The 22,130-nt window shown below is 48.3% G+C and carries 23 protein-coding genes; 16 read left to right on the plus strand and 7 right to left on the minus strand.

Annotation, left to right across the window (positions count from 1 at the left end; all coding sequences use genetic code 11):
- Nucleotides 1–23: 23 nt before the first annotated feature.
- The 6 genes from dxs to spo0A all read left to right on the plus strand — a co-directional run bounded on the left by dxs (nt 24) and on the right by spo0A (nt 7,600).
- On the plus strand, nt 24–1,925 hold the full coding sequence (dxs, locus tag D5S11_RS08245) for a 1-deoxy-D-xylulose-5-phosphate synthase (RefSeq protein WP_108724826.1): 1,902 nt from the start codon (nt 24–26) through the stop codon (nt 1,923–1,925).
- Nucleotides 1,922–2,767, plus strand: a complete 846-nt coding sequence (locus D5S11_RS08250) for a TlyA family RNA methyltransferase (RefSeq protein WP_007612503.1) — start codon at nt 1,922–1,924, stop codon at nt 2,765–2,767. The genes dxs and D5S11_RS08250 overlap by 4 nt, the downstream gene beginning before the upstream one ends.
- A gap of 96 nt (nt 2,768–2,863) precedes the next feature.
- A complete protein-coding gene (gene ahrC, locus D5S11_RS08255; RefSeq protein ID WP_003153173.1) occupies nt 2,864–3,313 on the plus strand; it encodes a transcriptional regulator AhrC/ArgR in 450 nt (149 codons plus the stop codon).
- Between the two features lie 31 nt (nt 3,314–3,344).
- Nucleotides 3,345–5,075: a DNA repair protein RecN gene (gene recN, locus D5S11_RS08260; protein WP_053103983.1), complete on the plus strand. Its 1,731-nt coding sequence runs from the start codon at nt 3,345–3,347 to the stop codon at nt 5,073–5,075.
- 163 nt (nt 5,076–5,238) lie between these two features.
- Nucleotides 5,239–6,519 carry a SpoIVB peptidase gene (gene spoIVB, locus D5S11_RS08265; protein ID WP_007408360.1) on the plus strand — a complete coding sequence of 427 codons (1,281 nt, stop codon included), beginning with the start codon at nt 5,239–5,241 and terminating at the stop codon, nt 6,517–6,519.
- A gap of 280 nt (nt 6,520–6,799) precedes the next feature.
- On the plus strand, nt 6,800–7,600 hold the full coding sequence (gene spo0A, locus D5S11_RS08270; RefSeq protein ID WP_003153177.1) for a sporulation transcription factor Spo0A: 801 nt from the start codon (nt 6,800–6,802) through the stop codon (nt 7,598–7,600).
- Between the two features lie 148 nt (nt 7,601–7,748).
- Here spo0A and alr read toward each other — a convergent pair whose 3' ends face one another.
- From alr to D5S11_RS08305, 6 genes are all read right to left on the minus strand, one after another.
- Nucleotides 7,749–8,930 carry an alanine racemase gene (gene alr, locus D5S11_RS08280; RefSeq protein WP_108724827.1) on the minus strand — a complete coding sequence of 394 codons (1,182 nt, stop codon included), beginning with the start codon at nt 8,928–8,930 and terminating at the stop codon, nt 7,749–7,751.
- Nucleotides 8,931–9,106: 176 nt separating this feature from the next.
- Nucleotides 9,107–9,319 carry a spore germination protein gene (locus tag D5S11_RS08285; protein ID WP_003153181.1) on the minus strand — a complete coding sequence of 71 codons (213 nt, stop codon included), beginning with the start codon at nt 9,317–9,319 and terminating at the stop codon, nt 9,107–9,109.
- A 125-nt stretch (nt 9,320–9,444) separates the two neighbouring features.
- Nucleotides 9,445–9,657, minus strand: a complete 213-nt coding sequence (locus D5S11_RS08290) for a spore germination protein (protein WP_007408362.1) — start codon at nt 9,655–9,657, stop codon at nt 9,445–9,447.
- A gap of 126 nt (nt 9,658–9,783) precedes the next feature.
- Nucleotides 9,784–10,902 carry an NADH-dependent flavin oxidoreductase gene (locus D5S11_RS08295; protein WP_108725293.1) on the minus strand — a complete coding sequence of 373 codons (1,119 nt, stop codon included), beginning with the start codon at nt 10,900–10,902 and terminating at the stop codon, nt 9,784–9,786.
- Nucleotides 10,903–10,995: 93 nt separating this feature from the next.
- Nucleotides 10,996–11,133: a hypothetical protein gene (locus D5S11_RS19845; RefSeq protein ID WP_162839613.1), complete on the minus strand. Its 138-nt coding sequence runs from the start codon at nt 11,131–11,133 to the stop codon at nt 10,996–10,998.
- A gap of 296 nt (nt 11,134–11,429) precedes the next feature.
- Complete coding sequence (locus tag D5S11_RS08305) at nt 11,430–12,062, minus strand: helix-turn-helix domain-containing protein (protein ID WP_007408365.1); 633 nt, start codon at nt 12,060–12,062, stop codon at nt 11,430–11,432.
- A gap of 146 nt (nt 12,063–12,208) precedes the next feature.
- Between D5S11_RS08305 and ytaF the strand changes: the two genes are divergently transcribed.
- From ytaF to prpB, 10 genes are all read left to right on the plus strand, one after another.
- Nucleotides 12,209–12,832, plus strand: a complete 624-nt coding sequence (gene ytaF, locus D5S11_RS08310; RefSeq protein ID WP_108724828.1) for a sporulation membrane protein YtaF — start codon at nt 12,209–12,211, stop codon at nt 12,830–12,832.
- A gap of 308 nt (nt 12,833–13,140) precedes the next feature.
- Complete coding sequence (locus tag D5S11_RS08315) at nt 13,141–13,458, plus strand: hypothetical protein (protein WP_108724829.1); 318 nt, start codon at nt 13,141–13,143, stop codon at nt 13,456–13,458.
- An 18-nt stretch (nt 13,459–13,476) separates the two neighbouring features.
- Nucleotides 13,477–14,103: an N-acetylmuramoyl-L-alanine amidase family protein gene (locus D5S11_RS08320; RefSeq protein ID WP_007408369.1), complete on the plus strand. Its 627-nt coding sequence runs from the start codon at nt 13,477–13,479 to the stop codon at nt 14,101–14,103.
- Between the two features lie 87 nt (nt 14,104–14,190).
- Nucleotides 14,191–14,928 (plus strand): glycerophosphodiester phosphodiesterase, encoded by a 738-nt coding sequence (locus tag D5S11_RS08325; RefSeq protein WP_007408370.1) that lies wholly within the window; start codon nt 14,191–14,193, stop codon nt 14,926–14,928.
- 140 nt (nt 14,929–15,068) lie between these two features.
- On the plus strand, nt 15,069–16,250 hold the full coding sequence (locus D5S11_RS08330; protein ID WP_032866408.1) for an acetyl-CoA C-acetyltransferase: 1,182 nt from the start codon (nt 15,069–15,071) through the stop codon (nt 16,248–16,250).
- 19 nt (nt 16,251–16,269) lie between these two features.
- Nucleotides 16,270–17,121 carry a 3-hydroxybutyryl-CoA dehydrogenase gene (locus tag D5S11_RS08335; RefSeq protein ID WP_020956070.1) on the plus strand — a complete coding sequence of 284 codons (852 nt, stop codon included), beginning with the start codon at nt 16,270–16,272 and terminating at the stop codon, nt 17,119–17,121.
- Between the two features lie 29 nt (nt 17,122–17,150).
- A complete protein-coding gene (locus D5S11_RS08340; protein WP_032866405.1) occupies nt 17,151–18,284 on the plus strand; it encodes an acyl-CoA dehydrogenase in 1,134 nt (377 codons plus the stop codon).
- A gap of 23 nt (nt 18,285–18,307) precedes the next feature.
- Nucleotides 18,308–19,405, plus strand: coding sequence for a citrate synthase (gene mmgD, locus D5S11_RS08345; RefSeq protein WP_007408375.1), 1,098 nt, complete (start codon nt 18,308–18,310; stop codon nt 19,403–19,405).
- A gap of 25 nt (nt 19,406–19,430) precedes the next feature.
- Nucleotides 19,431–20,858, plus strand: coding sequence for a bifunctional 2-methylcitrate dehydratase/aconitate hydratase (locus D5S11_RS08350; RefSeq protein WP_023842869.1), 1,428 nt, complete (start codon nt 19,431–19,433; stop codon nt 20,856–20,858).
- An 18-nt stretch (nt 20,859–20,876) separates the two neighbouring features.
- Nucleotides 20,877–21,782, plus strand: a complete 906-nt coding sequence (gene prpB / locus D5S11_RS08355) for a methylisocitrate lyase (protein ID WP_015417790.1) — start codon at nt 20,877–20,879, stop codon at nt 21,780–21,782.
- A 28-nt stretch (nt 21,783–21,810) separates the two neighbouring features.
- On the opposite strand, the gene D5S11_RS08360 is transcribed toward prpB, so the two are convergent.
- Nucleotides 21,811–22,053, minus strand: a complete 243-nt coding sequence (locus D5S11_RS08360; protein WP_007408378.1) for a DUF2627 domain-containing protein — start codon at nt 22,051–22,053, stop codon at nt 21,811–21,813.
- Nucleotides 22,054–22,130: the final 77 nt, after the last annotated feature.

Below are 22,130 nucleotides of genomic sequence, written 5' to 3' on the forward strand. Positions count from 1 at the left end.
TGCTGAAAGTGAGTTGATCCGCTTTGGATCTTTTATCAATACAGGACCCGTCATTTCTTAAAAAGATGTCAATTGAACAGCTGGAAGAGCTGAGTGAGGAGATCCGCAATTTCCTCATCACATCGCTGTCTGCCTCTGGCGGCCATATCGGGCCGAACCTTGGGGTTGTCGAGCTGACAATTGCGCTTCACAAAGAATTTGACAGTCCGAAAGATAAATTTTTATGGGATGTCGGACATCAGTCCTATGTTCATAAACTGTTAACCGGACGCGGCAAGGAGTTTGAAACCTTGCGCCAATATAAAGGGCTTTGCGGTTTCCCGAAACGCAGCGAAAGCGAACATGACGTATGGGAAACAGGGCACAGCTCAACCTCGCTCTCAGGCGCGATGGGAATGGCTGCCGCCCGTGATATTAAAGGATCGAAAGAATATATCATCCCGATTATCGGAGACGGCGCTTTAACCGGAGGAATGGCGCTTGAAGCGCTGAACCATATCGGTGATGAGAAGAAAGACATGATCGTCATCCTGAATGATAATGAGATGAGCATTGCGCCGAATGTCGGGGCGATTCATTCTATGCTGGGACGGCTTCGCACGGCCGGCAAATATCAATGGGTAAAAGACGAGCTTGAATATTTATTTAAGCGCATCCCGGCCGTCGGCGGAAAATTGGCCGCCACAGCTGAACGGATAAAAGACAGTTTGAAATATATGCTTGTGTCAGGCATGTTTTTTGAAGAGCTGGGCTTTACGTATTTAGGCCCGGTTGACGGTCATTCCTACCACGAACTGTTTGAAAACCTGCAATACGCCAAAAAAACGAAAGGCCCTGTCCTGTTACATGTCATTACGAAAAAGGGCAAAGGCTATAAACCGGCTGAGACCGACACAATCGGCACATGGCACGGAACGGGTCCTTATAAAATCAATACGGGTGATTTCGTCAAGCCGAAAGCCGCGGCGCCTTCATGGAGCGGACTTGTCAGCGGCACCGTGCAGGAGCTGGCGCGCGAGGATGACAGAATTGTCGCGATTACACCGGCCATGCCGGTCGGCTCCAAACTGGAAGGGTTTGCGAAAGAATTCCCTGAACGCATGTTTGATGTCGGAATCGCAGAACAGCATGCGGCGACGATGGCGGCTGGAATGGCGCTTCAGGGTATGAAGCCGTTTCTTGCGATCTATTCGACCTTTTTGCAGCGGGCGTACGATCAGGTCGTCCATGACATCTGCCGTCAAAACGCGAATGTGTTTATCGGCATTGACCGCGCCGGTTTGGTCGGCGCTGACGGGGAGACGCATCAAGGCGTCTTTGACATCGCCTTTTTGCGGCATATACCAAACCTCGTTTTAATGATGCCGAAGGATGAAAATGAAGGCCGCCATATGGTCAATACAGCCCTTAATTATGAGGAGGGTCCGATCGCGATGCGCTTCCCGCGCGGGAACGGGCTCGGCGTAAAGATGGATAAAGAGCTGAAAACCATTCCGATCGGAACATGGGAAGTGCTCCGTCCCGGAAAAGACGCGGTCATTTTAACATTCGGTACGACCATTGAAATGGCGCTGGAAGCGGCTGAAGAACTGCAAAAAGAAGGCCTGTCCGTGCGTGTCGTGAATGCGCGGTTTATAAAACCGATTGATAAACAATTGATGAAGGCCATTCTTAATGAAGGTCTGCCGATTTTAACGATAGAAGAAGCCGTGCTTGAAGGCGGATTCGGCAGCACGATTCTTGAATACGCTCATGACCTCGGCATGTATCATACGCCGATTGACAGAATGGGCATCCCAGACCGGTTTATTGAACACGGCAGCGTAACCGCCCTGCTTGAAGAAATCGGTCTCACGAAGGCTGAGGTTATGAACCGGATCAAACTGCTGATGCCGCCGAAGACACATAAAGGAATTGGATCATGACAGCAAAAAAAGAACGATTAGATGTACTTCTTGTAGAAAAAGGCCTTGCGGAAACGCGGGAAAAAGCGAAACGCGCCATTATGGCGGGCATCGTATACTCAAATGAAAACCGATTGGACAAACCGGGTGAAAAAATCGCCCGGGATCTTCCGTTAACGGTAAAAGGAAACCCTCTTAAATACGTCAGCAGAGGCGGATTAAAGCTTGAAAAAGCTCTGGAAGTGTTTCCCGTCTCGGTAAAAGGCAAAACGATGATTGACATCGGCTCGTCTACAGGGGGATTCACGGATTGCGCCCTCCAAAACGGAGCCGAGCGGTCCTACGCAGTGGATGTCGGCTATAATCAGCTTGCTTGGAAGCTCAGACAGGACGAGAGGGTCGTCGTCATGGAACGGACGAATTTCCGCTATTCCGAGCCTTCCGATTTCACAGAGGGTTTGCCGGAATTTGCGACAATCGATGTTTCTTTCATCTCACTCCGCCTCATTCTGCCGGTTTTAAAAACGCTGCTTGTACCGGGGAGCGATTGTATCGCACTGGTGAAGCCGCAATTTGAAGCCGGACGGGAATCCGTCGGAAAAAAAGGCATTGTCAGAGATCCCGGTGTTCATACTGACGTTCTCCGCCGCATGAATCAATTTGCCGCTTCTGAAGGATATACAGTGAAAGGACTGTCCTTCTCACCGATTACAGGGGGAGACGGCAATATTGAGTTTCTGCTTCATTTGGAATGGGGCGGAGAAGACGGAAACGGCGCTGAACTGCCGGAAGAAGACATTCTCCGTACCGTCCGCGAAGCACATGAGACATTAAAAGCCAAAAAGACAGATGTACCGGAATAATAGGGGGCTATTATTCCTTTTTTCTGCCATCATGTACTTTTTATCAAGAAGCGGTTAACATAATGACAAGAACAGCTTGAAAACAGAGGTGCTTACATGACAAAAGGCCAAAGGCATATAAAAATCAGAGAGCTTATTACAAGCCATGAGATTGAAACGCAGGATGACTTAGTTGACATGCTGAGAGAAGAAGGATATAAGGTAACTCAGGCGACTGTCTCCAGAGACATTAAAGAGCTGCATCTCGTAAAGGTGCCGACAAACAACGGCTCCTACAAATACAGCCTGCCGGCGGATCAGCGGTTCAATCCGCTGTCAAAACTGAAGCGTTCATTAATGGATGCGTTCGTAAAAATTGACTCAGCAAGCCATATGATCGTATTAAAAACGATGCCGGGGAATGCTCAGGCAATCGGCGCTCTGATGGATAATCTCGAATGGGAAGAAATCATGGGCACGATTTGCGGAGATGACACGATCTTAATCATCTGCAGGACGCCTGAAGATACGGAGGGCGTTCAAAGCCGTCTTTTGGAGCTGCTGTAGCGTAATTATCAGATAAAAGGTGGAATGCTGTTTGTTAGCTGAACTATCAATAAAAAACTTTGCCATTATAGAGGAACTGACGATTTCGTTTGAACGGGGGCTCACCGTCCTGACGGGAGAAACAGGGGCCGGCAAGTCAATTATTATAGACGCCGTTTCCCTATTAGTCGGCGGCCGCGGCTCGTCTGAATTTGTCCGTTACGGTGAAACAAAGGCCGAGCTTGAAGGACTGTTTCTTTTGGACAGCGGTCATCCCGTTTTTGAAGTATGCCGTGAGCAGGGAATAGACGCATCTGACGACATGATTGTCATGAGAAGGGACATCAATGCCGGAGGAAAAAGCGTCTGCCGTGTCAACGGAAAATTAGTGACGATTGCGGCTTTAAGGGAAATCGGCAGACTTTTATTAGATATTCACGGACAGCATGATAACCAGCTGTTAATGGAGGACGACAAACACTTGGAGCTTTTGGATAAATTTGCGGGTGCTGAGGCCGAATCCGCGCTTCAGGCTTACCATGAAGGCTATGAGCGTTATATGAAGCTGCTCAAAAAAGTGAAGAAGCTGTCAGAAAGCGAGCAGGAAATGGCGCATCGATTAGACCTGATTCAATTTCAGCTTGAAGAAATCGAGTCGGCGAAGCTTGAATTGAATGAAGACGAACTTCTTCAGGAAGAGCGGAAGCAGATATCCAACTTTGAAAAAATTTATGAATCATTGCAAAACGCCTATAATGCGCTCCGCAGCGAGCAGGGGGGGCTTGACTGGGTCGGAATGGCCTCTGCCCAGCTTGAAGATATTTCGGATATCAATGAACCGCTGCAAAAGCTGTCTGAAAGTGTGTCAAGTTCCTATTATCTGCTGGAGGATGCAACCTTTCAGATGCGCAATCTGTTAGATGATCTGGAATATGACCCGGAACGGCTGAATTTTATTGAAACCCGTTTAAATGAGATCAAACAGCTGAAGCGCAAATACGGAGCGACGGTAGAAGACATTTTGGAATACGGCTCCAAAATAGAAGAGGAAATCGATCAAATCGAGAACCGCGACAGCCACCTTGAAGCGCTGAAGAAGGAATTGGAGTCGGTCGGCAAAGATGTGGCCGTAGAAGCCGCCAATTTATCAAAAATCAGAAAAGCATGGGCTAAGAAACTGGCGGAAGCGATTCATCAGGAATTAAAAAGTCTGTATATGGGCAAATCAACGTTTGATACGGAATTTCTCGTGAAAACCGATCCGTCAGCCAGTGAAGCACCGGTTGTTAACGGGCAGCCCGTGCAGCTTACCCAAAAGGGGATTGACCTTGTGAAGTTTTTAATTTCAACAAACACCGGTGAGCCTTTAAAACCGCTGTCAAAGGTCGCTTCCGGAGGCGAGCTTTCAAGGGTGATGCTGGCGATGAAGAGTATTTTTTCTTCCCAGCAGGATGTCACCTCCATCATCTTTGACGAAGTGGACACCGGTGTAAGCGGGCGGGTTGCCCAAGCCATCGCGGAAAAAATCCATAAAGTATCGACCGGTTCACAGGTGCTCTGCATTACACACCTGCCGCAGGTTGCCGCTATGGCGGATACGCACCTTCTGATCGCAAAAGAATTCAAAGACGGCCGGACGACAACGCATGTCACGCCGCTTTCTAAACAGGACAAGGTAGCGGAAATCGGCCGCATGATTGCGGGCGTCGAAGTGACCGATCTGACAAAACGGCATGCACAAGAGCTTTTAAAACAGGCCGGACAGGTAAAAACGACAGGATAAGCTGCTGATACAGGCAGCTTATTTTTTTGTTCCATTTCTCTAACAGTGTATCCAATGTTTTTCTTCGTATGCCGGTTATAAATCAAGCGCAGGAAGGCAAAAGTATAGATGTAGCAGAAAAAGAAAGTGGTGTGGGATAGGAGCGAGGAGAGTGAAGGAATGAATGCACGATAACATGAGGAAAGCAATAGGTGTAATTCTCCTTGTTTCTTTACTAAGTGTAGGCTTTTTTAAGCCATTTAAAGAATATTTACTGATACCGTCAGAAATGAGCGTCTTTGAAAACCAGACACAGGCCGTTCCGGTTAATGCATCAATAAGCGCTGAAAAGGGCGAATTATCAGAAGCCTTTACGCTGAAAGAAGAGCACGGCCATGCAAACATAACAGGGCAAACACAAGGCCGGTCAGAAGTAGTATATGATCTTGCCGGATTTCCCATTAAAAAAACGAAAGTGCGTGTCCTTCCAGAATTGAAGGTCATTCCGGGCGGACAGTCCATCGGTGTAAAACTGCATTCAGTCGGTGTTTTGGTGGTCGGTTTTCACCAAGTGATGACAAAGGATGGGAAAAAGTCTCCGGGAGAACAAGCGGGAATTGAATCTGGCGACATCATTATTAAAATGAACGGACATAAAATTGAAAAAATGAGCGATATCGCCCCGTTTATTCAAAAAGCGGGCAAAACCGGTGAATCTTTGGATTTATTGGTGAAACGCGATAAGCAAAAAATCAAAACAAAGCTGATTCCGACAAAGGACGAAGCCGAGGGGAAATATCGAATCGGCCTTTATATCCGCGATTCGGCAGCCGGCATCGGCACCATGACATTTTTTGAACCGAAAACAAAAAAATACGGCGCATTGGGCCACGTCATCTCTGATATGGATACAAAAAAACCGATTGTTGTAGAAGACGGAGAAATCGTCCGTTCAACTGTAACATCGATTGAAAAAGGAAAAGGCGGCAATCCCGGCGAAAAACTGGCAAGGTTTTCGTCAGAACGGAAAACGATCGGCGATATTAACCGCAACAGCCCGTTCGGCATCTTCGGGACACTGCATCAGCCGATTAAAAACAACATTTCCGACAAAGCGCTTCCGATTGCTTTGTCAAATGAAGTAAAAAAAGGACCTGCGCAAATGCTGACGGTTATCGAAAACGATAAAGTAGAGAAATTTGATATTGAAATCGTCAGCACCACGCCGCAAAAATTCCCGGCGACAAAGGGAATGGTGTTGAAAGTGACAGATCCGAAACTGCTGAAAAGAACCGGCGGAATCGTTCAGGGGATGAGCGGAAGCCCGATCATCCAGAACGGAAAGGTCGTCGGAGCCGTAACCCACGTATTTGTCAATGATCCGACAAGCGGCTACGGCGTTCATATCGAATGGATGCTGTCTGAAGCGGGTGTTGATGTTTACGGGAAAGACAAAGCAAGCTGACTGCCGGATGATCCGGCAGTTTTTTTATGTGATGCGTTCTTCACTTCTTTCCTGGATTCATGTAAAATAAGACATGAAGATTTTTCGACAAATTCACGTTTCCTGATTTGTCAAACTTAATTTTTAGTCGAAAAACCTAGAAAATGCTAGAAAAACAAAGATATACCACTATTATTGGTAAATATGGATTTTTTAAAAGGGGAAGTAGTGGTTTTGTCGAATGTAACATGTAGCAGTCAAATGGGTTGCGTCCTGTTAATACATTGGGGGAGGAAGAAACGTGGAGAAAATTAAAGTTTGTGTTGCTGATGATAATCGAGAGCTTGTAAGCCTGTTGAGTGAATATATAGAGGGACAGGATGATATGGAAGTGATCGGCGTTGCTTATAACGGACAGGAATGTCTTTCTTTGTTTAAAGATAAGAATCCAGATGTGCTCGTTTTAGACATTATCATGCCGCATCTGGACGGACTTGCGGTTTTGGAGCGTCTGCGGGAATCAGAGCTCGAGAAGCAGCCGAACGTCATCATGCTGACGGCATTCGGTCAGGAAGACGTTACGAAAAAAGCCGTCGATTTAGGCGCGTCCTATTTCATCCTGAAGCCGTTTGATATGGAAAACCTTGTCGGCCATATCCGCCAGGTAAGCGGAAATGTCAGCAGTGTCACACACCGTGCGCCGTCTGCGCAAAGCAGCATTATCCGCAGCCAGCCTGAGCCGAAGCGGAAAAATCTCGATGCCAGCATTACAAGCATTATCCATGAGATCGGTGTGCCTGCCCATATCAAAGGCTATCTTTATTTGCGTGAAGCCATTTCCATGGTGTATAACGATATTGAACTCCTCGGCAGCATCACAAAAGTCCTTTATCCCGACATCGCCAAAAAATTCAACACGACCGCAAGCCGTGTAGAACGGGCCATCCGCCACGCCATTGAAGTCGCATGGAGCAGGGGAAATATTGATTCCATTTCTTCACTGTTCGGATATACGGTAAGCATGACAAAAGCAAAGCCAACCAATTCAGAGTTCATCGCGATGGTTGCTGACAAGCTGAGATTGGAGCATAAAGCTTCGTAACGCAAGCTTTTGGCTAGATGTCTTTTTCGCGCCTTCTCTTCCGTGCATGAACGCGGAAGAGAAGGCGTTTTGAAATTTTGCTGGCGAAAACAATGGAAATCACCCACGCCGGTACTTGTTCTATACATAAATGCGGGATCTATGCCGTCTACACGTATAATACCGGAGCTGATATTTTAATGATTTTGCCGTCTCTGAAATAAAAGCGGGGGACGCGGCGGCTTAACACAGATAAGACTTCGTAGCTGATCGTACCGAGCATTTCGGCAATTTCATCAACGGAAATCTCGGCTCCTTTTTGTTTGCCGTAGATGACGACTTCTTCTCCTTGTTTGCCCTCATTCTCACCTAAACTGACCATAATCATATCCATTGTCACTCTCCCCGCCACCGGCACCCGTCTGCCGCGGTGAAGAATAAACCCGCGGTTGGACAGGGCGCGGGAGTAGCCGTCAGCATAGCCGATTGGAATCGTCGCGATGATTTCACCCGGTTCGGCGATATATGTGGCACCATAACTGACGGTCCGGGGCTCTGTCACCATGGCTTTCACATAAGCGATACGCGCCTTTAAACTTAGTGCGGGTGTGAGATCCACGAGGTTCAGTTCCTTTATCGAGGCGGACGGATATAAACCATATAACCCAATGCCTAAACGGATCATGTCGGCGCTGAATTCCGGGAATGCGATAGCGGCGGCTGTATTGCACATATGCACGGTAGGCAGCGTAATGTCTTGATTTTTTAAAAAGCGGAGAAAGCTGATAAACTTTTCGTGCTGCAGCATCGTCAGCTCAGTGTCCGGTTCATCCGCTGTTGAAAAATGTGTAAAGATGCCATCCCATGACAGATATGTACTCGACTTGAGCGCTTTCACCACTGCTAAAAGATCTTCTTCCGTACGCACACCCAGCCGGCCCATTCCCGTATCCACATTGATATGAATGGACAGCCGTTTCGAATCTGCTTCTTTTTCCAATATCCGATTCGCTTTTTTGATCCAGCTGACTTGAAACGCTGATAATGTTATGTTCCAAACGGCAGATTTTTTCACACAGCTGAGAGCTGTGAAGCCGAGCACAAGAATAGGTGCCGTAATTCCCGCTCTCCGTAACACAATTCCCTCTTCGACACTTGCGACAGCGAGCTCGCTCGCCCCGCTTTCCAGTGCCTGCCGCGCTACTTCCACAGACCCGTGGCCATAAGCGTTCGCTTTTACGACGGCCATAATTTTAGACGTATTCGGAATATGGCGGCGGATCGCCCGTACGTTCTTTTTTATCGCATCAAGGTCAACTTCAATCCAAACTTCCCGGCAAAGTTTTTTCATCACGATTCCTTCTTTCCTTAATGAGTTTCAGTACTCATGCTTTCAATCTGCATTCTATTCACCTTGAACTGAAATCATTCAAAACAAGGGAAGGTGATCGCTGATGTTTAAAAATCAAGGTTTCAGGAAATCAGTACGCCTGCTTTATTTATGCTGAAAGGGCTGCATGGCAGCCCTTAAATTGACTTCACAATATTCTGATCTGAAAATTGATGTTCAAACATTTTGGACTGGCTTACAGCATTGTTTTGAATGACAATGCCGATATTTCCCCCTCCTGCACCGAAAACGGTTTTTGATGCAGTCAGCGGACTGATGGATATGGCGCCGCCAACATTGACAACTCCGTTTCCTGATACGTTGTTTATCGTAATCGGGCAACCGCTCATTCTATTTTTTCTCCTTTCTCTCACAGTCTACTAACTATATGTACGCTGTGATATGGAATAAGATTAAACAAAACGGCAAAAAGAATCCGGCTGCTGCCAGCCGGAAAGGGAGGGAAATACGGATGTCATAATGTTTTCGTTACATTTTGATCAGAGTATTGAGAGCTTGAAGATTGAGATGTACTGGATTGATTCATTTGCAGGACCATCCCTGTATTTCCCCCACCTGAGCCGTAGACGGTTTTTGATACGGTTAAAGGACTTATCGAAAACGCACCGCCGACATTGACAACCCCGTTTCCGGAAAGACTGTTAATCGTAATAGGAAAACCAGCCATCATATACGGTCTCCTTTCTATTAATCTATTTACTATATGTACGCTGTGTGTTAGAAATAGGAGTAAACAAAGCGGTAAAAACTTGTAAATCAAAAAAACTGCCGGACATCCGGCAGTTTTTTTAGTCTACTTTTCAAACGGCACCCAGCCGCCTGTATTCTGAATCATTTCCCATAACGGTTCAGGAAGTCGGTATTTCTCAATTTCAGATGCTTGAATGGCTTTTTCGATTTCCTGTTCGCGGCCTTCTTTGACCAGCACCGCCCATTCGGGGTTAATCAAAATGACACGTCCCAGAGCCACCAGCGGAATTCCGCTTTCTAATACAGCAAGCGCTTCGTCCGCGGTATAGATGGAACCGACGGCCATCAGCGGCACTTTATGGCCGACGCGTTCGTTTAATAAATCCATCCGCGTCCGTGAAGTATCCGCTCCGCGGCGGGCTTTGGAATTGACATCCATCAGTGAAATATGCAGATAATCCAAGTTCTCTTCCGCAAGCGCGTCAGCGAGCATGGATGTTTCTTTCATTGTAAGCCCCGGTGTTTCCGGCTCTTCCGGTGACAGGCGGTAGCCGAGAACGAATGGATTTTCAGCGTGTGTATCAATTGCCTGTTTGACAGCGTCAACGACTGCAAGCGGGAACGCAAGGCGCTTTTCATGGCTTCCGCCCCAGCGGTCTGTGCGCCGGTTTGTTTTCGGTGAATAAAATTGGTGAATCAGGTACCCGTTTGCCCCGTGAATTTCAACACCGTCAAAGCCGGCTTCAATCGCTCTGCGTGTCGCTTCGCCGAATGCTTTCACGATGTGCTCAATTTCTTGTTCGGTGAGAGCCCGGGACGTTTGTCTCCCGTCTTCTTCTGAGCCGCTCGGACTGACGACGTCGTTGTTTGGCACGAGTTCAGGAGGGCATTCCAATCCTCCGTGGTGAATCTGCACAACGGCTTTCGCTCCTTGAGACTGGATCGCCTGAGCGAGTTTTTTCAAGCCGGGAATGTGAGAATCATCATAGATGCCGGGCTGGCCTGGAAACGCTTTGCCGTCCGGCGTTACGTTTGCACATGCCGTAATAACCATGCCCATTTCTTTTGAACGGGGAGTAATGTAGCTTAATTCACGGTCGGAAATCGTTCCGTCATCATTTGATGAATAGTGTGTCATCGGTGCGACTGAAATGCGGTTTGGTATGGTGACGCCGCTTTCGAACGTAAAAGGTTCAAACAGCGGTTTATAAGTTTGCTTCATCATTTCGCCTTCTTCCTTAGGAGTTTAACTCGTCCGTATTCTAGCTTATGTTTTAATTGTGTGCAATTATTTTGCTTGTTCTTCTTCCTGAAGTTATGACCGGCTGAACCATCTAAACGAATGAAACGGTTTTCTCCGTTCCTTTTCAGGATCTTTATATCCTCCTGAAATTTGATGGCCGATCGAGCTGAATATGACAGCGGCGGCGAAGAGGAGAATGATTTTTTTCATATACATATCTTCTTTCTTATCTTTTACAAGGTTATTTATAAGCATACGCTTGTGCGAAAAAACCGTCAATTTGTTTTTATTTATTCTTTTTTCCACTTTCCTGCGGCGAATATCGTTCCGATCTGAATCACAACACTTAACAGAGCGCACACTGCCACAACTGTGTTGCTGTCCATAGAAGACACCCTCCTTTTTGTTAGGTTGATGTATCATATGACAGCTGTCTCTGTTTTGACAAAACCGTAATGCGGTGTTTCATATTTTTCAACACAAAAAGGGCGCTTTTTTAAGCGCCTTTACTTTTTTTTCAGCCGGTTCAAAGCGATTTGAACGGCGATGGCGTCATCCAGGTAGCCGATCGGAAACATGTAATCCGGAATGACGTCGGTCGCTAAAATATAATACAGCAGCGCGCTCCCGAGAATCGCGCGGTCTTCAGCCGGTGTTGATTCATCCATATACTGATGATGCATGTTTTTCAAATGATCAATAAAAGGGCCGACGCTTTCTTCATTGTCCATTTTCTTTTGAAACTCATCGCAAATCAGGCGATGGCCCTGCTGGGTTTTGGCATATTGTTCATATCTGGTCAGTTCGCGCTCAATTTGCTCCCGGGAAAAAGGCTGATCAAACATCTCGGCCATATTCAGCATATCCTGAATCGCGTGCATCGGGTCTTGCGGCGCAGCTTCTTTTTCATGGCCGATGTCTATGCCTGACGCCTCAAGCAATTCCTCCAGCGGGGTGCGGAGATGTTTTGAAAATTCCTGAAGATGCTTTAAATTGGCCTTCTGCTTGCCGTTTATAATCCGGGAGATGGTGGCCGTATCAATGTTTGTTAAGGCGCCGAGTTTTCTCATGGAGAGCGAGTGCTTATCAAGCAGTGATTTTAAAAGGGGCCCCAGTGTCGTATTTTTATTTTCTGTCAAGGGTGTCACCTCGTTTCCGCCGGAATGATGATCATTAATCAATAATTTTTGCAGAAAAGGTACCTTTTCTGTGCTGCTGAATAGGATAGTGTAGATTCAACGGCACAACATGTTGAAAAGACATCAAAGAATGGAGAGAAACGAACATGGCTTGGTTATTGATTTTAGGTTTGGCAGTGTCCTCGAGCATTGATAATTTAGGAGTGGGGATGTCATACGGCATCAGAAAAATCAAAATATCGCATGCGTCAAATATGATGATCGCTTTTATCTGTTTTGTATTCAGTTATATCGGAATTTATTTCGGCAAATGGATTTCAGCCGTTTCACCGGGCTTTCTTCCTGTATTGCTGGCGGCGTTTATTTTATCTGTCATCGGTATCCGCATCATTCTGCTGGCTGTGCCGAGAAAAACAGCGCGTGTTGGCGCGTCAGGAAAAAAAGGCCGTTTTGCCGGTCTGCTGCAAAATCCGGAGGCAGCGGATGCCGACGGTTCGGGAGAAATCGGTATATTGGAATCCATGGTTCTCGGGGTGGCCGTATCCGCAAATGCGCTGACCAACGGATTAAGCGCGGGGTTGATCGGGCTTTCTCCCGCTGCCATTTCCATCACTGCGGCGGTCGGAAGCTTTTTGACCATATGGATCGGCTGCTCGCTTGGAAAAAAAGCCGCGTCATTGCGCATCGGTTCTTTTCATGTCGGACAGTTCAGCACGGTGCTGAGCGGAGTGATTATTCTCATCATTGCCGCCAATACGCTGCTCTTTTAAGTTGTCCCGTTCATTTTATGAAAAGCTCAAAATAAATATGAATGTTTCTATTCGGGAGAGCGCATGACGCGGCTCTCTTTTTTTGCCGATCTGATATTTTTTCAAAATGAACAGAAAGTCGTCCGTTTCCGTTAAATTCTGCATATTCGGCCTTCAGACAGAACTTTTTTCATAGACTGATTAGCTTGTTTTCTTTCTAAGTTCAGGTAAACAGCAGGTCAGATAGCCTTCGTTCCAAATATGGAAAAGCGCTGGAGGAATGGAGGCTCCCTTTACAAATCGGTCATTCTGTTCAAAGATAAAGCCGAATGAGAAAACGTGAGGTGATCTGTGTGAAGTCTGTCATACTTCTGATCTTCACCGCATGGCTGTTATCAGGCTGCGAGTATACCGTGGAGGCTGATGCGGCGCCGTCATTTACACAGGAAGGAACATTTATAAAAGCGGCCGGAAACGATACGATCGCGGTCGAAATTGACGGAGAAAGGCAAGAGGTGAAGGTGCCTTTCGCTAAGCGGTTTGAATGTCAGTCTCTGCCTGAACATACGGCGGTGCAAATCACCTATAAAAAAGAGAGCAACGGACAATTACGGCTTGAGGAACTGAAAAAAGAAACAGATATGTGAAAACGGGGAGGAAAAAACGTGGGTTTACTGACAAAAAGCGCTGCTGCCTTCGGTGCCGCTCTTCTTCTGCTTGCGCCGTCTGCTTATGCAGCTGAACCTTTGCAAGGAAAAACCATTTATATCGATGCCGGACATGGCGGAGAAGACAGCGGGGCCGGCGGAAATGGACTGCTTGAGAAAAACATCAATTTAGCGGTGTCAAACAAGGTGATCGCCAAATTGGAGACAGAAGGCGCAAAACCTGTTGCTTCAAGGACTGACGATACTTTTTTACGTTTGGACGAGCGGGTGGCGAAAGCAAGCGCCAGCCAATCCGATTTATTCGTCAGCCTCCATACGAATTCAGCCGTCTCAACGGCATCGGGCACGGAAACGTATTTTAATTCGACATATGAAGGAGCAGACAGCGAAAGGCTTGCTTCCGACATCCAGCAGCAGCTTGTCACGTCTTTAGGGATGAAGGACAGAGGCGTAAAAGAAGCTCCTTTTTATGTCATTACATATTCAAAGATGCCGAGTGTGCTGGCTGAATTAGGTTTTATCACAAATCCTCAAGATGCGGACAAGCTGAAAAGCGATAACGGACAAGAGCACGCCGCGGACGCCGTTGTAAAGGGAATCGAAACCTATTACAGCGGACAGTAATTATAAAATATGTGTAAATAGCGCCCTCCTTATGTGCATAACGATTATAATAGAGAAAACCGATGACAAACACCTGAGGTGACACATATGACGAATATTTTTGCCCACCGGGGGGCGTCGGGCGACTGCCCTGAAAATACGATGCCCGCATTCAAAAAAGCGATTGAGGACGGGGCTGACGGAATCGAACTTGATGTACAGATGACAAAAGACGGCCGGATCGTGGTCATTCACGATGAAACCCTCGACCGCACGACGTCTTTGAAAGGATTTGTGAAAGATACGGCGTATGACAAAATCAGAACCGCCGATGCCGCCGGAAAATGGAAAGATGCTTTTAAAGGTGTCAGAATTCCGCTTTTGTCAGATGTGCTGCGTTTTGCGGAACGTGGTGATTTTCTGATAAACATTGAGCTGAAAAACAGTGTATTCCGTTACGAAGGAATGGAAGAAGAAGTGATTAAAAAAGTCAGATATTACGGACTCGAAAAGCGCGTTATTTTTTCTTCATTTAATCATGAGAGTCTTGCGGTTTGCCACGCCTTGGCGCCTGAAATTGAACGGGCGGTGCTGACAATGGATGTGCTGTACCGGCCTGAACGGTATCTTGCCGCCATTCCCGCTTCGGGTTATCATCCGAAGCTCGGTACGCCGGCGGTGAGCGCTGAAGTGATCAAACATCTTGCAAAACACCAAGCGGCGCTCCGTCCGTTCACCGTCAATCGTCCTGAGGATATGAAGCAGCTGATGAAAGCGGGAGCAGACGCAATTTTTACCGATTATCCAAAGCTGGCTGTTTCTATAAAAGAAGAATGCCGCAGCTGAGAAGACTGTTCAGACAGTCTTCTTTTTTTATGGGCGGGAAAAAGGCGGTGCACTCATAACTCGGTCAGCCGGTTCATATATTGTAACAGGGCGTTTTGTGTAAGCGTTATCTTTTATCTTATTGAAAGTGAGGCAAAATTGTGGGAAAAACGGTTATCGTCAGTGCGGCAAGAACGCCGTTCGGAAAATTTGGCGGCGCATTAAAAGAGGTAAAGGCAGCCGAGCTTGGCGGCATTGCCATAAAAGAAGCAATCAAGCGCGCCGCTATCAGTGAAAGCGAAGCGGAAGGAGCGGTGATGGGAATGGTCGTCCAGGCGGGTGCCGGGCAGATTCCGGCACGGCAGGCCGCAAGATATGCCGGGCTTCCGTGGTCCGTTCCGGCTGAAACCATTAATAAGGTCTGTGCATCAGGGCTCAGGGCCGTTACCATCTGTGATCAAATGATCCGGGCGAAAGATGCGGACGTGCTGATTGCAGGCGGAATGGAAAGCATGAGCAACATTCCGTACGCCATTCCGGCCGGCCGCTGGGGTGTGAGGATGGGGGACGGGGTGTTTCAGGATTTAATGGTTCATGACGGGCTGACCTGTGCGTTCGACCAGGTGCATATGGCTGTCCACGGAAGCACTGCGGCCAAAAAGTACGGCATTTCCCGGGATGAACAGGATCATTACGCTCTTTTGAGCCAGAAACGCGCGGCTGAGGCGGCCGAGGCGGGCAAATTGCGTGAAGAAATTGTCCCCGTCACCTGGACCGGCAAAAAGGGCAAACAGCATACCGTTGAAGCGGATGAGGGGCTGCGCCCTGATACGAGCCTTGAGCAGCTTGCAGCGCTCAAGCCAATTTTTACAGCCGACGGAACGGTTACAGCCGGAAACGCTCCCGGTGTAAATGACGGGGCCGGAGCATTTGTGCTGATGTCAGAGGAAAAAGCCGCGAAGCAGCATGTCAGGCCGCTCGCAGCGATACTTGGCTTTGCGTCAGTCGGACTGGAAGCGTGCGAGCTGGCAAGCGCGCCGGGAGAGGCCATCAGCCGGCTCTTGACAAAAACCGGACTGTCCGTTGACGATATTGATTTGTTTGAAGTAAATGAAGCATTTGCGTCCGTCGTGCTCGTGAGTGAAAAAATAGCCGGGTTCAGCCGGGAAAAAGTGAATGTAAACGGAGGGGCAATCGCGTTCGGCCACCCGATCGGCGCAAGCGGAGCGAGAATCATCATGAGTTTAATATACGAATTAAAGCGTCGCGGAGGAGGTTTAGGCATAGCGGCTATATGCAGCGGAGCGGCTCAAGGAGATGCCGTCCTGCTTGAGGTGTACTGATCAAAGGAGGGAGCGCCGGATGAAAATGAAAACAATCATGGTCGCAGGTGCCGGTCAGATGGGAGCAGGCATCGCGCAGACGGCTGCAGAAGCCGGGTTTGCCGTCATGTTATACGATTGGGAGCCGGAAACGGTAACAAAAGGTCTTCACCGCATAAAGACAAACCTGGAGAAAGAGCAGGCAAAAGGACGGAAGTCACGGCAGGAGACAGATGCCGTTTTCAGCCGTATTTCCCCGGCAGAACTCACAGAAGCGGGAGATGCTGATTTTGTAATTGAAGCCATTGCAGAAAACAAAAAAGCAAAAGCGGAATTGTTTGACACACTAGATAAAATCTGTCCCCCTCATGCCGTATTGGCAAGCAATACGTCTTCTCTTCCCATTACGGAGCTTGCCGCGGCCACAAAAAGGCCTGAAAAAGTAATCGGCATGCATTTTATGAATCCGGTTCCTGTCATGGAGCTTGTCGAAGTCATCAGAGGACTCGCCACATCGGAAGAAACGGCGGAAACAGTAAAGAAGCTTGCCGTCCGGATGAATAAAACCCCTGTCGAAGTCAATGACTTCCCGGGCTTTATATCTAATCGCATATTAATGCCGATGATTAACGAAGCCGTTTATTGCCTTTACGAAGGAGCAGCTTCAAAGGAAGCCATTGATGCGGTGATGAAGCTCGGCATGCGGCATCCGATGGGTCCATTAACATTAGCTGACTTCATCGGGCTGGATACGTGCCTTTCCATTATGGAGGTTCTCTATGCGGGGCTCGGAGATCCGAAATACCGCCCATGCCCTCTGCTCAGAAAATATGTCAGCGCCGGCTGGCTCGGCAAAAAAAGCGGGCGCGGTTTTTATGAGTACGGCAGATGACGTAAAGATCATGAGGGGAGACGGCAGCCATGCATTTTACAGAAGAGCACATCATGATGAGAAAAATGGTGCGTGATTTTGCCCGCAAGGAAATCGCGCCGGTGGTTGAGCTCATGGAATCAACAGATGAATTTCCGGAGCGGCTGATTAAAAAAATGGGCGAAGCGGGATTGATGGGCATTCCCGTCCCGGAAACTTACGGCGGGGCGGGTGCTGATACAACATCTTACATTTTAGCGATTCATGAAATATCAAAAGTCAGCGCGGCCGTCGGCGTCATTTTATCCGTCCACACATCGGTAGGGACAATCCCGATTTTGCATTTCGGGACAGAAGCCCAAAAACAAACGTATATTCCGAAGCTGGCAGCGGGCGAATATATTGGGGCTTTTGCGCTTACTGAGCCTCAATCCGGATCTGATGCGGGCAGCCTGAAAACAACGGCCGTGCGAAAAGGCGGTTCATATATTCTGAACGGTTCAAAAATCTTTATTACAAACGGCGGAGCGGCAGATCTGTATCTGACATTCGCCATAACCGATCCGGGTAAAGGGAGAAAGGGAATTTCAGCGTTTATCGTTGAAAAAAACACACCCGGTTTTTCTGTCGGAAAAAAAGAAAAAAAGCTCGGACTGTTAGGTTCCAATACTGTCGAATTGCAGTTTGACCAAGCGGAAATTCCGGTTGAAAACCGGCTCGGCGAAGAGGGTGAAGGCTTTTCAATCGCCATGAAAAACCTTGACGTCGGACGGATCGGCATAGCGGCTCAGGCGCTCGGGATTATCGAAGCGGCGCTCGGCTGCTCGGTGGAGTACGCCAAAACCCGCAGCCAGTTCGGCAGACCCATCGCTTCGAATCAGGCCGTTTCATTTAAATTATCTGACATGGCGACGAATGCGGAAGCTGCCAAATTATTGGTCTATCATGCTGCTGATCTGTATCAGCGAGGGCTTCCGTGCGGAAAAGAAGCATCTATGGCGAAGCAATTCGCGTCCGATGCGGCGATGAAAGCGGCGGTGGAGGCTGTGCAGATTCACGGCGGCTACGGCTATATGAAAGAGTATCCCGCGGAGCGTTTATTTCGGGATGCGAAAGTCACGCAAATCTATGAAGGAACCAATGAGATTCAAAGGCTGATTATTTCTAAGTATCTTCTTCAATAAAAAGTGCGCAAAGGAGCGAAACCATGGAATCTTATTCTCCCGGTTTAGATGGCGTCATAGCGGTGGAAACGGGGATTTCTTTCCTGGATACACAGCAGGGCAGTATTTTAATCAAAGGCCACGATCTGATTGAGCTTTCTAAAACGGCCGGCTATATGGACATTGTTCATCTCTTATTGGAAGACAGACTTCCTGATGCGAAAGAGAAGGCGGCGCTTGAAGAAGACGTTCGGCGCGGCGGGCACCTTCCCGAGGAAATCTTGCACATATGCCGTCTGCTGCCTGAACATACTCACCCGATGGACGGACTGAGGACGGGTTTGTCCGCGCTTGGAGGCTTTGACAAGGACATCGATGACCGTTCATCTTCCGTAAATCAGCACCGCGTACGCGGACTGATAGGCAAAATGCCGAATCTGACGGTCAACAGCTATCGAGTCATCAACGGGCTGGAGCCTTTGGCGCCGGTCGGAACCTTATCATACAGCGCAAACTTTTTATATATGATTACCGGAAAAACACCGTCATCTTTGGAAGAAGAAATCTTCGACAGGTCGCTTCTTTTATACAGTGAGCATGAATTGCCGAACTCAACGTTTACGGCCCGTGTCATCGCTTCGACGCAATCGGATATTTACGGCGCGCTGACCGGAGCCGTCGCCTCGCTTAAAGGAAACCTTCACGGCGGCGCGAACGAAGCGGTTATGTACATGCTTGAAGAAGCGAAGGATACAGACGGGTTTACACAATTATTAACTCAAAAACTCGCAAATAAAGAAAAAATCATGGGCTTCGGCCACCGTGTCTACATGAAAAAAATGGACCCGAGGGCGCTCATGATGAAAGAAGCGTTAAAAAAGCTGTCTGATCTTTCAGGTGATTTCCGTCTTTATCATATGTGTGAAGCCGGCGAAACCGTCATGCGGGAGAAAAAAGGCCTTTATCCGAATTTAGATTACTACGCAGCGCCGGTCTATTACATGCTCGGCATCCCAATACCGCTGTACACGCCTATATTCTTCAGCGCACGGACGGTCGGACTGTGCGCCCACGTCATTGAACAGCACAGCCGAAACCGGCTTTTCCGCCCGCGTGTCCGCTATACCGGAGCGCGCCTGTAAACAGATGAGAAAGGAAGATGAAAACATGACAGAACCCCGCCGAATGGACGCTGTAATCGAAGAGATTTCTGACTACGTGCTCCATCAGGAGATTGACAGTTCAGAAGCTTTTACTACGGCAGGACATGTGCTTCTTGATACGATAGGCTGCGGAATTTTGGCGCTCAGCTATCCCGAATGTACAAAGCTGCTCGGCCCGATTGTCCCGGGAACCTCCGTGCCCAACGGCAGCAGAGTCCCGGGCACGCCTTTTGTTTTAGACCCGGTCACGGCTGCTTTTAATATCGGCTGTATCAACAGGTGGCTCGATTATAATGATACGTGGCTTGCGGCGGAATGGGGTCATCCGTCTGACAATCTCGGAGGCATATTGGCTTGTGCGGATTATATATCCAGAGTGCGGATTTCAGAAGGGAAAGAACCGCTTACCGTGCGCGATGTGCTTTGCGCAATGATCAAAGCGCACGAAATTCAAGGAATTCTCGCTTTGGAAAACAGCTTAAACAGAGTGGGGCTTGATCATGTGCTGTTTGTGAAAGTGGCGACTGCGGCTGTTTGCGCACAAATGCTGGGCGGCTCAAGAGAGGAAATCAATAACGCCGTATCTCACGCTTGGATTGATAATTCAAGCCTCAGAACGTATCGTCATGCGCCGAACACCGGATCACGCAAATCATGGGCGGCCGGCGACGCGACGAGCAGAGGCGTATATTTGGCCCTTATGGCGCAAAAAGGTGAAATGGGGTACCCGACGGCTCTGACCGCATCTGGGTGGGGATTTCAAGACGTATTGTTTAACCGGCAGGAAATGAAGCTTGCCCGCCCGCTTGGGTCCTATGTGATGGAGAATGTTTTGTTTAAAGTATCCTACCCGGCTGAATTCCACGCCCAGACAGCGGCGGAATGCGCGGTCCGGCTTCATCCGGAGGTGAAAGACCGCATCGAAGACATTGATAGGATCACGATTATGACCCATGAGTCGGCAATCCGGATTATCGATAAAAAAGGGCCGCTTCACAATCCGGCTGACCGGGATCACTGCCTCCAGTACATTACGGCAATCGGGCTGCTTTTCGGAGATATCACGGCGGATCATTATGAAGAGGAAACGGCGTCTGACCCGCGAATTGATACATTGCGGAGTAAAATGGAGGTGACGGAACACAAAGCGTACTCAAAAGATTACTTAGACCCGAATAAGCGATCCATATCAAATGCCGTACAGGTGCATTTTACAGACGGCACGGCTACGGGACGGATTGAATGTGAATACCCGCTCGGGCACCGGTTCCGCAGAAAAGAAGCCGTTCCGAAGATTCTTGCCAAGTTTTCAGCAAACATCAGCACTCATTTTTCATTGAAGCAGCAGCGTAAAATCGAAGAGGCCTGCGAACACTGCGGCCGAATGCAGAAGCTCAGCGTCAGTGAATTTATGGACTTATTTCTCGTATAAAATAGGAGGGTGACAAACATGACGTGGATCGTCAGCAAGCAGTCGTCTCAAGAGGAGCTTGCAGAGCGGTTCCGTACGCTGATGGCAGCGCCGGATCTATTGCAGATCCCCGGCGCTCACGATGCGATGGCCGCTCTTATCGCCAAGAAAACGGGGTTTTCGGCTCTTTATTTATCAGGCGCGGCTTACACGGCGAGCAGAGGGCTGCCCGATTTAGGGATCATCACGTCGGCGGAAATGGCTGAACGGGTTAAAGATTTGGTCCGCTCGTCTGATCTGCCCGTCCTTGTCGATATTGACACGGGTTTCGGAGGAGTGCTGAATGCCGCCCGGACGGCGAAAGAAATGTATGAAGCGCGCGCGGCCGCCGTCCAGATGGAGGATCAGCGCCTGCCGAAAAAATGCGGACATCTGAATGGGAAGCAGCTCGTGCCGATTGAAGAAATGGCGCAAAAAATCCAAGCGGTCAAGCGGGCCGCGCCGACTCTTCTTGTTGTTGCGAGAACAGACGCCAGGCAGCAGGAAGGATTGGAGGGGGCATTAAAAAGGGCGTCCGCTTATATAAAAGCGGGTGCTGACGCTGTTTTTCCGGAAGCGCTCCAATCCGAAAGTGAATTCAGAGCGTTTTCCAAACAAATCAGTGTGCCGATTCTCGCAAACATGACTGAATTCGGAAAAACGCCGTATTACAGTGCTGATGAATTTTCCGATATGGGCTGTCAGATGGTCATTTACCCGGTCACGTCACTCAGAACGGCGGCCAAGGCTTTTGAGCGCATTTTCCGCCTTCTGAAAGAAGAAGGCTCGCAAAAAGAGGGGCTTTCTGATATGCAGACGAGAAAAGAACTATATGAAACGATCGCTTACGATGACTATGAAGAACTGGATCAATCCATTGCCAAAACAATACTGCCGGACGACTGAAAAAGCCCTTTTTTTGCAAGGGCTTTTTTTACAGCTTTTTTTTCCTGAACCGCGGGCTGACTTGATTGCGTTTCCGATCTCTGTACAGAATAAATCCGGCCAGAACATAAAGGCCGAACAAAAAAAACGCCAATCCGGCCGCCCCCTGAAGAAAAAGGGACGGAAACGGGGAAAACGCATGCCCGAATAATGCATCTCTCATCAGCTTAATGCCGAGCGCCGCGACAGCGCCGGGGAGGACCAGAATTAAAAGCGCAACAAGCCGGCTCATATTCAGAAAACCCCTTTACGATATGTTTTCCTTTATTGTCCAATCGAAAAAATATTTTGTCAAGAGATCAAAACGTG

The sequence above is a fragment of the Bacillus sp. L75 genome, from assembly GCF_003676355.1.
Taxonomy (GTDB): domain Bacteria; phylum Bacillota; class Bacilli; order Bacillales; family Bacillaceae; genus Bacillus; species Bacillus velezensis.

Coding starts and splice junctions, on each gene's coding strand:
- D5S11_RS08250 (WP_007612503.1), top strand. CDS start 1,922: ATGACAGCAAAAAAAGAACGATTAGATGTACTTCTTGTAGAAAAAGGC.
- ahrC (WP_003153173.1), top strand. CDS start 2,864: ATGACAAAAGGCCAAAGGCATATAAAAATCAGAGAGCTTATTACAAGC.
- spoIVB (WP_007408360.1), top strand. CDS start 5,239: ATGCACGATAACATGAGGAAAGCAATAGGTGTAATTCTCCTTGTTTCT.
- alr (WP_108724827.1), bottom strand. CDS start 8,930: ATGAAAAAACTTTGCCGGGAAGTTTGGATTGAAGTTGACCTTGATGCG.
- D5S11_RS08285 (WP_003153181.1), bottom strand. CDS start 9,319: ATGAGCGGTTGCCCGATTACGATAAACAACGTATCAGGAAACGGAGTT.
- D5S11_RS08290 (WP_007408362.1), bottom strand. CDS start 9,657: ATGGCTGGTTTTCCTATTACGATTAACAGTCTTTCCGGAAACGGGGTT.
- D5S11_RS08295 (WP_108725293.1), bottom strand. CDS start 10,902: ATGAAGCAAACTTATAAACCGCTGTTTGAACCTTTTACGTTCGAAAGC.
- D5S11_RS19845 (WP_162839613.1), bottom strand. CDS start 11,133: ATGAAAAAAATCATTCTCCTCTTCGCCGCCGCTGTCATATTCAGCTCG.
- ytaF (WP_108724828.1), top strand. CDS start 12,209: ATGGCTTGGTTATTGATTTTAGGTTTGGCAGTGTCCTCGAGCATTGAT.
- D5S11_RS08315 (WP_108724829.1), top strand. CDS start 13,141: ATGAGAAAACGTGAGGTGATCTGTGTGAAGTCTGTCATACTTCTGATC.
- D5S11_RS08325 (WP_007408370.1), top strand. CDS start 14,191: ATGACGAATATTTTTGCCCACCGGGGGGCGTCGGGCGACTGCCCTGAA.
- D5S11_RS08335 (WP_020956070.1), top strand. CDS start 16,270: ATGAAAATGAAAACAATCATGGTCGCAGGTGCCGGTCAGATGGGAGCA.
- D5S11_RS08340 (WP_032866405.1), top strand. CDS start 17,151: ATGCATTTTACAGAAGAGCACATCATGATGAGAAAAATGGTGCGTGAT.
- mmgD (WP_007408375.1), top strand. CDS start 18,308: ATGGAATCTTATTCTCCCGGTTTAGATGGCGTCATAGCGGTGGAAACG.
- D5S11_RS08350 (WP_023842869.1), top strand. CDS start 19,431: ATGACAGAACCCCGCCGAATGGACGCTGTAATCGAAGAGATTTCTGAC.
- prpB (WP_015417790.1), top strand. CDS start 20,877: ATGACGTGGATCGTCAGCAAGCAGTCGTCTCAAGAGGAGCTTGCAGAG.
- D5S11_RS08360 (WP_007408378.1), bottom strand. CDS start 22,053: ATGAGCCGGCTTGTTGCGCTTTTAATTCTGGTCCTCCCCGGCGCTGTC.